Source organism: Serratia sp. K-E0102 (assembly GCF_029962625.1).
Lineage (GTDB): Bacteria > Pseudomonadota > Gammaproteobacteria > Enterobacterales > Enterobacteriaceae > Serratia > Serratia sarumanii.
In genome coordinates, this window is the sequence record NZ_CP124754.1 from 2,795,929 (window position 1) to 2,808,174 (window position 12,246).

General features: G+C 59.0%; 9 protein-coding genes. 4 read left to right on the forward strand and 5 right to left on the reverse strand.

Annotated elements, in window-relative coordinates; genetic code table 11:
- Window positions 1-19: 19 nt before the first annotated feature.
- Complete coding sequence (gene pgpB / locus SSARUM2_RS13370; protein ID WP_033647569.1) at window positions 20-781, reverse strand: phosphatidylglycerophosphatase B; 762 nt, start codon at window positions 779-781, stop codon at window positions 20-22.
- 279 nt (window positions 782-1,060) lie between these two features.
- Here pgpB and ribA point away from each other — a divergent pair, with 279 nt between their 5' ends.
- On the forward strand, window positions 1,061-1,654 hold the full coding sequence (ribA, locus tag SSARUM2_RS13375) for a GTP cyclohydrolase II (protein WP_019452695.1): 594 nt from the start codon (window positions 1,061-1,063) through the stop codon (window positions 1,652-1,654).
- 56 nt (window positions 1,655-1,710) lie between these two features.
- On the opposite strand, the gene acnA is transcribed toward ribA, so the two are convergent.
- The 3 genes from acnA to topA form a co-directional block, all read right to left on the reverse strand.
- On the reverse strand, window positions 1,711-4,383 hold the full coding sequence (acnA, locus tag SSARUM2_RS13380; RefSeq protein WP_060452604.1) for an aconitate hydratase AcnA: 2,673 nt from the start codon (window positions 4,381-4,383) through the stop codon (window positions 1,711-1,713).
- Between the two features lie 407 nt (window positions 4,384-4,790).
- On the reverse strand, window positions 4,791-5,765 hold the full coding sequence (gene cysB / locus SSARUM2_RS13385; RefSeq protein WP_033634747.1) for an HTH-type transcriptional regulator CysB: 975 nt from the start codon (window positions 5,763-5,765) through the stop codon (window positions 4,791-4,793).
- 360 nt (window positions 5,766-6,125) lie between these two features.
- The gene (gene topA / locus SSARUM2_RS13390) at window positions 6,126-8,723 is read right to left on the reverse strand and encodes a type I DNA topoisomerase (RefSeq protein WP_033647571.1); all 2,598 of its coding nucleotides are present in this window, start codon (window positions 8,721-8,723) and stop codon (window positions 6,126-6,128) included.
- A 427-nt stretch (window positions 8,724-9,150) separates the two neighbouring features.
- Between topA and SSARUM2_RS13395 the strand changes: the two genes are divergently transcribed.
- On the forward strand, window positions 9,151-9,402 hold the full coding sequence (locus tag SSARUM2_RS13395) for a YciN family protein (RefSeq protein WP_033634749.1): 252 nt from the start codon (window positions 9,151-9,153) through the stop codon (window positions 9,400-9,402).
- 51 nt (window positions 9,403-9,453) lie between these two features.
- Here SSARUM2_RS13395 and sohB read toward each other — a convergent pair whose 3' ends face one another.
- Window positions 9,454-10,500, reverse strand: coding sequence for a protease SohB (gene sohB, locus SSARUM2_RS13400; protein ID WP_060425418.1), 1,047 nt, complete (start codon window positions 10,498-10,500; stop codon window positions 9,454-9,456).
- Between the two features lie 359 nt (window positions 10,501-10,859).
- Between sohB and SSARUM2_RS13405 the strand changes: the two genes are divergently transcribed.
- Complete coding sequence (locus SSARUM2_RS13405; RefSeq protein ID WP_033634751.1) at window positions 10,860-11,621, forward strand: YciK family oxidoreductase; 762 nt, start codon at window positions 10,860-10,862, stop codon at window positions 11,619-11,621.
- An 11-nt stretch (window positions 11,622-11,632) separates the two neighbouring features.
- The gene (gene cobO / locus SSARUM2_RS13410) at window positions 11,633-12,223 is read left to right on the forward strand and encodes a cob(I)yrinic acid a,c-diamide adenosyltransferase (protein ID WP_033647573.1); all 591 of its coding nucleotides are present in this window, start codon (window positions 11,633-11,635) and stop codon (window positions 12,221-12,223) included.
- The last annotated feature ends 23 nt before the right edge of the window (window positions 12,224-12,246 follow it).

Consider the following 12,246-nt stretch of genomic DNA (forward strand, 5'->3'; position numbering starts at 1 on the left):
GCGCCTGCGAGAAGAATGCTTATTCCGGCTTGCGCGCCGCGATTTCCTGCTGCTCTTGCGGCGGCGGCGTCAGCGGGCCAAACCAGCGCTGCGCCAGCCAGCAGGTGACCACCACCAACAGCCAACTGATCAGCGTGGCCATCGCCAGATCGCGTGGCCAGTGCATGCCCAGCAGCAAACGGCTGCCCATCACCCCCGTTGCCCACACCATCAGCAGCGCGACGGTTTTATAATGGCGGCGCGGCCACAGCAGCCCTACGCCCAACAGCGCCCAGGTGGCGGCGAACATCGTATGCCCCGACGGGAAAGCGAAGCCGGTTTCAAACTGCCAGTGCTTGCGCAGCCAGTTCGGCACCAGGGTCTGATCCTGCAATTGCTCGCGCACCAGCGCGCTGCGCTCTTTGCGATGCAGCGAATAGAAGTATTTGCCGTCCACGCCGTGGTTTTGCTCGAGCCATACCACAAACGGCCGCGGTTCTTGCACCCGATCCTTGATCAGCGACTTGATCCCCTGCCCAATCACCAACGCGGCGGAAAGCAGGATCGCCAGACCGATGGCCGCCTTGAGCCGAAAGCGCAGACACCACAAAAACCAACCGCAAAGGATAGCGCTGGTCAAAATGCCCCACGGCGAGGTCACGGTTTCGGTCACCCAGTACAGCGCTTTCAGCAGCCGATCATTGCCGCCGGGCTGCCAGTGCCAGCCGGATACCCAGACCGCCAGCGGCATCAACAGCAGCAGCAGCGCGCCGCCCGCCGTGCGTTTTGCTATCTCATACATTCCCGTTTTCCTCTGCGTGAATCAGACTGCAGTGTAACAAGAGTGTAATCTTGATAACACGCGAAAAATTAAACAGATAGGCAACCTATCGCAATAATAGGTAGCCGGAAAACGCCATCTGCTGGTTTGCTGAGCACCGCCCGGCAAGAAGTTGTGGCAAAATAGCCGATAATTAACGAAATAGAGATCGGCGCAGCACGTTTTAGTCTTGGTCAATTTACCGAACCGGACTTAGGATGCGCGACAATGATTGAATCGTAGGTTTTTGTGGAGAGTGACATGCAGCTTAAACGGGTGGCAGAGGCTAAACTGCCGACACCTTGGGGCGATTTCCTGATGGTAGGATTCGAAGAACTGGCGACCGGGCATGACCATCTGGCGCTGGTATTCGGTGATATTTCCGGCGAAGCGCCGGTGCTCGCGCGCGTGCATTCCGAATGTCTTACCGGCGATGCCCTGTTCAGCCTGCGCTGCGACTGCGGTTTTCAGCTGGAAGCCGCGCTGGAGCAAATCGCCGAAGAAGGCCGCGGCATTCTGCTTTATCATCGCCAGGAGGGCCGCAATATCGGCCTGTTGAACAAGATCCGCGCCTATGCCCTGCAGGATAAGGGCGCAGACACCGTGGAAGCCAACCACCAGCTCGGCTTCGCCGCCGACGAGCGCGACTTTACCCTGTGCGCCGACATGTTCAAACTGCTGGGCGTCGACGCGGTGCGTTTGCTGACCAACAACCCGAAAAAGGTCGAGATCCTGACCGAAGCCGGCATCAACATCAGCGAGCGCGTGCCGCTGATCGTCGGCCGTAACCCGAAGAACGAACACTATCTGGCGACCAAGGCCGCCAAAATGGGCCATTTGCTCGACCAGAAGTGATCGCCGCCGCGGCGGAAACAATCAGGGCGCCTTGCGGCGCCCTTTTTATTGCTTAATTACAGCATTTTCCTGATCACATAATGCAGGATGCCGTCGTTTTCGTAGTAGGTCAGCTCATTGCCGGTATCGATGCGGCAACGGGTGTCGATCACTTCCTTGCGCCCGTCGGCATAGGTGATGTGCACCGGCACCGTCTGGCCCGGCTGCAGCTGCTGCAGGCCGCCGACGCTGATCTGCTCATCCCCGGTCAACCCCAGGGTTTTGCGCGTCACCCCTTGCGGGAACTCCAGCGGCAAAATCCCCATGCCGATCAGGTTGGAGCGGTGAATGCGCTCGAAGGATTCGGCGATCACCACCCGCACGCCCAGCAGGCGCGGCCCCTTCGCCGCCCAGTCGCGGCTGGAGCCAGAGCCGTACTCTTTACCGGCGATCACCGCCAGCGGCACCTTTTCCTGCTGATACTGCATGGCGGCGTCGTAGATAGACAGCTGCTGCTGCGACGGGATATGGCGGGTATAGCCCCCTTCCACGCCCGGCACCATTTCGTTGCGAATGCGGATATTGGCGAAGGTGCCGCGCATCATCACTTCGTGGTTGCCGCGGCGCGAGCCGTAAGAGTTGAAATCCTGCGGCGCCACGCCGTGCTCGCTCAGGTAACGCCCCGCCGGGCTGTCGCGCTTGATGTTACCCGCCGGCGAGATGTGGTCGGTGGTCACCGAGTCGGCCAGAATCGCCAGAATGCGCGCGTCTTTGATGTCCTGCACCGGATCCGGCGTCACTTTCATGGTGCTGAAGAACGGCGGATGACGAATATAGGTAGAATCCTCCTGCCACTGATAGGTCGCCGAGCCGGTCACCTGGATCGCCTGCCAGTTAGCGTCGCCGTCGAACACTTCGCCATATTCCTTGTGGAACATCTCGGTGCGCACTTCTTCCACCGCCTGAGCGATGTCCTGGCTGCTCGGCCAGATGTCCTTCAAATAGACCGGTTGACCGTCGTTGCCCTCGCCCAGCGGCTCTTTGGTCAGGTCAATCTTCATGCTGCCCGCCAGCGCATAAGCCACCACCAGCGGCGGCGAGGCCAGCCAATTGGTTTTCACCAGCGGGTGGATGCGCCCTTCGAAGTTGCGGTTGCCCGACAGCACCGCGCCCACGGTCAGATCGCTCTCTTTTATCGCCTGCTCGATCGGATCCGGCAGCGGGCCGGAGTTACCGATGCAGGTGGTACAGCCATAGCCCACCAGATTGAACCCCAGCTCTTCCAGATAGGCGGTAAGTTTGGCGCTGTCGAAGTAGTCGGTCACCACTTTGGAACCCGGCGCCAGCGAGGTTTTTACCCAGGGCTTGCTGCGCAGCCCTTTCTTGACGGCATTTTTCGCCAGCAGGCCGGCCGCCATCATCACGCTCGGGTTGGAGGTGTTGGTGCAGGAGGTGATCGCCGCGATCACCACCGCGCCGTCGCGCAGTTCGTGCTGCTGCCCGTCCAGCGTAAAGGTTTTGCCGTCGGCTTTGGCCTTTTGACCGCCGATATCCAGCTCGGTGGCGGCCTTGAACGCCTGCGGCACATTTGGCAGCGCAACGCGATCCTGCGGGCGTTTCGGCCCGGCGAGGCTGGCTTCCACCGTCGACATGTCCAGCGCCAGCGAGCTGGTGAAGACCGGTTCATCACCGGGGTTGCGCCACATGCCCTGCGCCTTGGCGTAAGCTTCCACCAGCGCGATTTGTTCTGCGCTGCGGCCGCTGAGCTTCATATAGCCGAGCGTAACGTCATCCACCGGGAAGAAGCCGCAGGTGGCGCCAAATTCCGGCGACATGTTGGCGATAGTTGCCCGGTCCGCCAGCGGCAGATCGGCCAGGCCATCGCCGTAAAACTCGACGAACTTGCCGACAACGCCGTGCTTGCGCAGCATTTGGGTGACGGTCAGCACCAGGTCAGTGGCGGTAATGCCCTCGCGGAGCTTGCCGGTCAGCTTGAAGCCGACCACGTCGGGGATCAACATCGACACCGGCTGGCCCAGCATCGCCGCTTCCGCTTCGATGCCGCCGACGCCCCAGCCGAGGATGCCGAGGCCGTTGATCATGGTGGTGTGGGAGTCGGTGCCCACCAGCGTATCGGGATAAGCCACGCGGCGGCCGCTTTCGTCGCTGTGCCAGACCGTTTGGCCGAGGTATTCGAGGTTGACCTGGTGACAGATGCCGGTGCCCGGCGGCACCACGCGGAAGCGGTTGAAGGCTTTCTGCCCCCAGCGCAGGAAGGTGTAGCGCTCGTGGTTGCGCTGCATTTCGATACGCACGTTGTCTTCAAAAGCGTTGTCATCGCCAAATTCATCGACGGTGACCGAGTGGTCAATCACCAGATCCACCGGCGACAGCGGGTTCACCTGATCGACGTTGCCCCCCAACCGCCGCACCGCTTCGCGCATCGCGGCCAGATCCACCACCGCCGGAACGCCGGTAAAATCCTGCATCAGCACGCGCGCCGGGCGGTAGGCTATCTCACGGTCGGCATGGCCGGTTTGCAGCCAGGCGACGATGGCCTTGAGGTCGTCAACCTGCACGGTATCGCCATCCACATGGCGCAGCAGGTTCTCCAACAGCACTTTCATTGATTTCGGCAACCGGTCGATATCACCCAGCTGCTTCGCCGCCAGCGGCAGACTGTAATAGTAATATTCGCTATTCAGCGCAACCAGCTTATCCATACTTGTTTCACGAAGATCGGACGACATAGCTCCTCCATTTCTTATTGTGATAAAACAGGGTAATCACTGAGGTCTTGTTTAAAGATACCACAAAGATAAGTTAACGTTTTGATAACAACACGATTTGATCACAACGATAGGCGGGAACAATCAGCGCAAAGGAAGTCCGAACGCCGCCAAGGGGTTAGGCTGCGCGCCAACGAAAACGCCGCAAGGAGGCGGTACTTTGGCGAGGAAGATCTCGCGGTTTTAGCGGGGGTTAGCTACGCCTTAGCAGCGCATCCCGAAGAATATGAAAGTCAGATGCCTGATAGAGAGTGTTCCTGGAGGACGGCGACTTTTCAGGATGATCAACAAGCAAGGTGCGGATTTCCGGGCTAAAAAAACCCGGTTTGGCAGGCGCCTCTCCGGGTTTGATTTGATATCGTCAACGGTTACTTAATCGGCAGCTTGATGTCCTTGAACATCGCCTCGATCTCTTCGTTGGAACGCAGCGCCACCGCGCTGTCGACCACGTCGCGCGTCAGGTGCGGCGCGAAGCGCTGAATGAAGTCGTACATGTAGCTGCGCAGGAAAGTGCTGCGGCGGAAGCCGATTTTAGTGGTGCTGTAGGTGAAGATATCGCTTGCATCCACCGTCACCAGATCCGGATCCTGCACCGGATCCACCGCCATGCTGGCGATCACCCCCACCCCCAATCCCAGACGCACATAGGTTTTGATCACGTCGGCGTCGGTGGCGGTAAAGACGATGCGCGGCGTCAGGCCGGCGCGGTTGAAAGCGGTATCCAGCTCCGAACGCCCGGTAAAACCGAAGGTGTAAGTAACGATCGGGTAAGCCGCCAGCTCTTCAATGCTGATGCTGCTTTTGCCCGCCAAAGGATGATCGGGCTTCACCACCACCGCGCGGTTCCAGTGGTAGCACGGCAGCATGATGAGATCGTCGTACAGGTGCAGCGCTTCGGTGGCGATGGCGAAATCGGCGGTGCCTTTGGAGACCGCTTCGGCGATCTGCGTCGGCGAGCCCTGGTGCATGTGCAGCGAGACGCGCGGGTAACGCTCGATAAAGCCCTTGATGACGTTGGGCAAGGCGTAGCGAGCCTGGGTATGCGTGGTGGCGACGTACAGCGAGCCTTTGTCCGGGTAAGTATGTTCACCGGCAACAGCTTTGATGGCATCCACCTTGGACAGCACTTCACGCGCGATGCGAATGATTTCCTGGCCGGCCGGGGTGACCTGGGTCAGGTGTTTGCCGCTGCGGGCGAAGATCTGGATGCCCAGCTCATCTTCGAGCATGCGCACCTGCTTACTGATGCCGGGTTGCGAGGTATAGAGCCCTTCTGCCGTCGAGGAGACATTCAGGTTGTGGTTAACCACTTCCACAATGTAACGAAGCTGCTGCAATTTCATATCTTATACCATCCTAGGTTAAACACTGCGGCTTACCCGCAGCCAGGTATATCGGTGTCGCCCCGGTATGCTGAAACTCACAAGCCATAAACACCGTGTTTTACCCTGATGGTGAAGAAAACGCCGTTGTTAATAAGCTTTAATAATAAAAAAACTTTTTATATAACCACTATACCACGTTGCAGCTTCAAGTATAGATCCGCGTCACACTATGATAACGATTATTTTGCATTGGTATCAACGTGAAACGGCGGTGACGGAGGGGTAAAAACAGCAAAGGATAGATCCGTTTCCCCCTTTTCACCAATAAAAAACCAGCCGCCAGGGCTGGTTTTTCATCTTGCGGGCGGGACATTGGCCTTACTTCTTGCCTTCGACCCACTTGCCGTCCACGTAGAACGCGGACCAACCGGTCGCCTTGCCGTCTTTTTCAGAAGAGACGTACTGCTGTTTGGTTTTGCGGCTGAAACGCACCAGCGTTTTATTGCCTTCGGCGTCCGCCACCGGCGCATCGGCCAGATAGCGCAGCTTCTCCGGCAGGCGATCCTTGAAGCGAGCCAGCTCTTCCACCAGCGGCGCGCGGGTCTCGCGCGATTTAGGGAAGGTGTTGGCCGCCAGGAACACGCCGGCAGCGCCGTCACGCAGCACGAAATAGGCGTCGGACTTCTCGCACGGCAGCTCCGGCAACGGCACCGGATCTTCCTTCGGCGGCGCGACGTCGCCGTTACGCAGGATCTTGCGGGTGTTTTTGCAGTTCTCGTTGGTGCAGCCCATGTACTTGCCGAAACGCCCCATTTTCAGGTGCATTTCCGAGCCGCACTTGTCGCACTCCACCACCGGGCCGTCGTAGCCTTTCAGACGGAACTCGCCCTCTTCGATCTCGTAACCGTCGCACGCCGGGTTGTTACCGCAGACGTGCAGCTTGCGCTGGTTGTCGATCAGATAGCTGTCCATCGCCGTACCGCATTTCTTGCAGCGGCGGCGGGCGCGCAGCGCGTTGGTTTCCGCCTCGTCGCCTTCGAGGATGTTGAGCACTTCCGCTTCCGGCACCAGGTTGATGGTGGTTTTGCAGCGCTCCTTCGGCGGCAGCGCGTAGCCGGAACAGCCGAGGAACACGCCGGTGCTGGCAGTACGGATGCCCATCTTGCGGCCGCAGGTCGGGCAGTCGATGCTGGTCATCACCATCTGGTTAGGCCGCATGCCGCCTTCTTCCGGATCCTTCTCCGCCGTTTCCAGCTGTTCGCTGAAGTCGACGAAGAACTCGTCCAGCACCGCTTTCCACTCGGCCTGGTTGTTGGCGACCTCATCGAGACCATCTTCCATGCGCGCGGTGAAGTCATAGTTCATCAGCTCGCGGAAGTTTTCTTCCAGGCGATCGGTGACGATCTCGCCCATTTTCTCGGCATAGAAGCGGCGGCTTTCCACCCGTACATAACCGCGATCCTGAATGGTCGAGATGATGGAGGCGTAGGTGGACGGGCGGCCGATGCCGCGTTTTTCCAGCTCTTTCACCAGCGAGGCTTCGCTGTAGCGCGCCGGCGGCTTGGTGAAGTGCTGGCTTGGGATCAGTTTCTGCAGATCCAGTTCGCTGCCGATTTCGACGTATGGCAGGGTGCGATCTTCATCGCCCTTGCGCAGCGCCGGCATGACCTTGGTCCAGCCATCAAAGCGCAGCGTACGGCCCTTGGCGCGCAGCTGATAATCGCCGGCCTTCACCGTCAGCGTGGTGGAATCGTATTGCGCCGGCGTCATCTGGCAGGCAACGAACTGGCGCCAGATCAGCTGATACAGCTTCTGCGCGTCCGCTTCCATGTCCTTCAACTGCTCAGCGAGCACGTTCACGTCCGAAGGACGGATCGCTTCGTGCGCTTCCTGCGAATTCTCTTTGCTGCTGTACTGATTCGGCGCCTTCGGCAGGTATTTGTCGCCGAAGTTGTCGCCGATGTAACCACGCACCATGTTGAGCGCATCCTGGCTCAGGTTGGTGGAATCGGTACGCATATAGGTGATGTGGCCGGCTTCATACAGCCGTTGCGCCATCATCATGGTTTTTTTCACGCCGAAGCTCAGGCGGGTACTGGCGGCCTGCTGCAGCGTGGAGGTAATGAAAGGCGCGCCCGGTTTGCTGCTGGTCGGTTTGTCTTCGCGATCCAGCACCGTGTAGCGGGCTTTTTCCAGCAGCTTGACCGCGGCGTGAGTCTGCTCGCGGTTGACCGGTTTGAACGGCTTGTCGTGCGCGTGGGTCACTTCCATCTGCAGCGCGGTTTCACCCTTCGCCAGCAGATCGGCATGCAGCTCCCAGTACTCTTCCGGCACGAAGGCCTTGATGTCGCGCTCGCGCTCAACCACCAGGCGCACCGCCACCGACTGCACGCGGCCGGCGGACAGGCCGCGGGCGATTTTCTTCCACAGCAGCGGCGAGACCATATAGCCCACCACGCGGTCCATGAACCGGCGCGCCTGCTGCGCGTTGACGCGGTCAATGTTCAGCTCGCCCGGCTGTTTGAACGCCTGCTGGATCGCGTTTTTGGTGATTTCGTTAAACACCACGCGGCTAAAGCGTTTGTCATCCCCACCGATCACTTCCCGCAGGTGCCAAGCGATGGCTTCCCCTTCGCGGTCAAGGTCGGTTGCGAGATAAATGTGGTCGGCGTTTTCCGCCAGCGATTTTAACTCGGCGACCACTTTTTCTTTACCCGGCAGGATTTCATAATGCGCTTTCCAGCCGTGATAAGGGTCGACGCCCATGCGATTTACCAGCGCCGCCTTCTCATCTTTTTTAACTTTTTTCTTGGCTTTGTCTTCGGTTGAGTCAGCGCTCTTTTTGCTGGCTGAGCCACTGGTCGGCAAATCACGGATATGACCGACGCTGGACTTCACCACGTAGTCACTTCCTAAATATTTATTAATAGTTTTGGCTTTTGCCGGGGACTCAACTATTACGAGAGCTTTACCCATATTTACCTTTACCTAATTTATTTCTTCTAAAAAGAAGTCTTTTATCTCGCCGTGCCGCGGCAATTCGTGTCTCTTTTTTTATATTGCGGCAGTCTGGCAAGAGATCAACAGATTTTTTTCTTTTGGTTGCCCAACCGCTCAACCTGAACGCAAGTTGTTGATCCTGCCTGCTATTCACCCATGCCCCAGAAGTATGGCTGTGTGAGTTTTATTCATGGCGTAAACAAAACCTTCCACCCGACGCCGCAAAATCCCACACTGTACCTGATAAAAAGCGTCACGCAACCTAATTAGCACGGAAAGACCGATTTCGCCAACCGGCGGCCGCGCATGGCCATCCAGACGGCAAATAAACCTTAGTCGGTTTGCGGATAAAAGCGAACCGGCGTTAGAATATGCGCAGAGTTTTTAGTTTGGAGTCTAATAAATGCGCACAAATACTGCCCCTATCGGCCGCGAGGCCCTGCTGGCGGAAGCAAATAACATCATCCGCCAACACGAAGATTATCTGCACGGCATGATCGCCACCGACGTTGAACAAAAAAACGGCGTTTTAGTTTTCCGCGGCGAATACTTTTTGGATGCCGACGGATTGCCCACCGCCAAAACCACCGCGGTATTTAATATGTTTAAACATTTGGCCCATCTGCTTTCGGAAAAATACCACCTGGTCGATTGAGAAAAGAAAACGGGGGCGCCCGGCCCCCGCTGATTCACGCTATCGCCGCCGTTACAGCAGCGGCTTTTCCCCACGCTGCCACCAGCGCAACAGCAAGCGATCGACGCTTTCCGCCGCGCTGCCGGTAAAGCGATCCATCAGGCGTTTGCGGCGCGAATAGCGCACGGCGATCACTTCGTGGTTATCCAGCTCGGCGATCAGCAAGTCATCGCTGGTGCCGATAGCGTCAATCAGGCCCTTCTCTTTCGCCTGTGAACCGAACCAGTGCTCACCGGTGGCGACGCTGTCGATGTCGAGCGACGGGCGCTGCTCATGCACGAAGCGTTTGAACAGCTCGTGGGTTTCGTTCAGATCTTCGCGGAACTTCTCGCGCCCCTGCTCGGTGTTTTCACCGAACAGCGTCAGCGTGCGTTTGAACTGCCCGGCGGTGTGCAGCTCCACGTCGATGTCGTTCTTCTTCAGCAGGCGGTGGAAGTTCGGGATCTGTGCCACTACGCCGATCGAGCCGATGATGGCGAACGGCGCCGCCACGATGCGATCCGCGACGCAGGCCATCATGTAGCCGCCGCTGGCCGCCACTTTATCCACCGCCACCGTCAGGCGAATGCCGCCTTTACGCAGGCGCTCCAGCTGCGAGGCCGCCAGGCCGTAGCCGTGCACCACTCCGCCAGGGCTTTCCAGCCGCAGCAGGACTTCATCCTGCGCCGACGCCACCGCCAGCACCGCCGAGATCTCTTCGCGCAGCGAGGTCACCTCGTGCGCATCCATGCTGCCCTTGAAATCCAGCACATACAGGCACGGCTTGGCCACCTCGACCGCGCCGGACTTGGCGCGCTGCTTTTTCAGCTTGTCGTCGGCCTTGGTCTGTTTCTTGAACTGTTTCAGCCAAACCTTTTGCTCGGCGGTATCCATGCGCGCCAGGCGCATGTCACGCTGCATCTCGCGATACTGTTCACCGAGATCGGTCAGCTGCAGCTCCCCTTTCTGGCGGCTCTTGCGTTGCCCCAGACTGACAGCCAGGATGGCCAACGCGGCGATGGCGAGCACCACCGTGGCAACCTTGGCCAGAAACAGGCCATAAACAGATATAAACTCCACAGATTCCGCCTTTATTTACAGGTTGTTAGTATGATTCTTCCCATTTTAGCCAACCGCAGCGGCTGCTGTCGCGGCTAAATGAAAATTCATTGCGCACGGAGCATCACTATGGGGACGATTTGCGGCCGAACCAAGCCGTCGCCGCCGCGCTTTTGTTACAAAAGAATGCCATTTCAGCCTGCTACGCATTGAAAATGCCGGCGGATTAAGGCATATAACACCCATTATTCATCAATATGATGAGACGCATTCGCTGCGCGGCCCGCAGACGGTCGGGCCTTCGCTCCCGCCCCGGCCGCGCGTTTCACTCTTGCTCCCCGATATCTGCGGGAGAACGGCCACCCAGGCGAGGATTTATCGTGCATTACCAACCCAAGCAAGATCTGCTCGAACAACGTATCATTCTGGTCACCGGCGCCGGCGACGGCATCGGCCGCGAAGCGGCGCTGACCTACGCGCGCTTCGGTGCCCGGCTGGTGCTGCTGGGGCGTACCGAAAGCAAGCTGCTGGCGGTACAACAAGAGATCGCGGCCCAGGGCGGCGCCCCGGCGTTGGTGGTGACGCTGGACTTGCTGCACGCCACGCCGGAGCAATGCCGGCAGATAGCCGACGATCTGGCGCGCCAGATCCCCCGCCTTGACGGCGTGCTGCACAACGCCGGCCTGCTCGGCGACATCGCGCCGATGGCCGACCTGTCGATGACCATGTGGCAAGAGGTGATGCAGGTTAACGTCAACGCCACCTTTATGCTGACTCAGGCGCTGCTGCCGCTGCTGCTGAAATCCCACGCCGGTTCGCTGGTGTTCACCAGTTCCAGCGTCGGGCGCACCGGCCGCGCAGACTGGGGCGCCTATGCGGTGTCGAAGTTCGCCACCGAGGGCATGATGCAGGTGTTGGCCGACGAGTATAAAAACCGCAATTTGCGAGTGAACTGCATCAATCCGGGCGGCACCCGCACCAAAATGCGCGCATCTGCCTTCCCGCACGAAGACAAGAACAAGCTGAAAACCCCGGCCGATATCATGCCGCTGTATCTGTATCTGATGGGCGAAGACAGCCGCCGCAAAACCGGCATGAGCTTCGACGCCCAACCGAACCGTAAACCCGGCGCGGCCGAATAAGGAGCGTTTTCATGGCGGAAGATCGTCATCAACAGCGTCAGCAGCGCCTGAAAGAACAGGTCGATGCGCGTATCGCCGCGGCGCAGGACACGCGCGGCCTGCTGCTGGTGTTTACCGGCAACGGCAAGGGTAAGACCACCGCCGCCTTCGGCACCGTCACCCGGGCGGTCGGCCACGGCATGCGCGCCGGGGTGATCCAGTTCATCAAGGGCGAATGGCCCAATGGCGAAAAGAATCTGCTGCAGCAACACGGCGTTGAATTTCAGGTGATGGCCACCGGCTTCACCTGGGAGACGCAGAACAAAGCCGGCGATACCGCCGCCTGCCAGGCGGTGTGGCAACACGGCAAACGCATGCTGGCCGACAGCAGCCTGGATCTGGTGTTGCTGGACGAAGTGACCTACATGCTGACCTACGGCTATCTGGAACTGGAAGAGCTGAAGGCCGCGTTGCTGGAGCGCCCTGCGCACCAAACGGTGATCCTGACCGGGCGCGGTTGCCATCGCGATCTGCTGGAACTGGCGGATACGGTCACGGAGATGCGGCCGGTGAAGCACGCGTTTGATGCGGGCGTGAAGGCGCAACAGGGGATCGATTGGTAACAAAAGTTCTGGCCCCGAACGGG

Bases quoted from the DNA above. Each gene is read 5' to 3' on its own strand.
- SSARUM2_RS13395 (WP_033634749.1), top strand. From the start codon at position 9,151: ATGCGCACAAATACTGCCCCTATCGGCCGCGAGGCCCTGCTGGCGGAA.
- ribA (WP_019452695.1), top strand. From the start codon at position 1,061: ATGCAGCTTAAACGGGTGGCAGAGGCTAAACTGCCGACACCTTGGGGC.
- topA (WP_033647571.1), bottom strand. From the start codon at position 8,723: ATGGGTAAAGCTCTCGTAATAGTTGAGTCCCCGGCAAAAGCCAAAACT.
- acnA (WP_060452604.1), bottom strand. From the start codon at position 4,383: ATGTCGTCCGATCTTCGTGAAACAAGTATGGATAAGCTGGTTGCGCTG.
- cysB (WP_033634747.1), bottom strand. From the start codon at position 5,765: ATGAAATTGCAGCAGCTTCGTTACATTGTGGAAGTGGTTAACCACAAC.
- pgpB (WP_033647569.1), bottom strand. From the start codon at position 781: ATGTATGAGATAGCAAAACGCACGGCGGGCGGCGCGCTGCTGCTGCTG.
- cobO (WP_033647573.1), top strand. From the start codon at position 11,633: ATGGCGGAAGATCGTCATCAACAGCGTCAGCAGCGCCTGAAAGAACAG.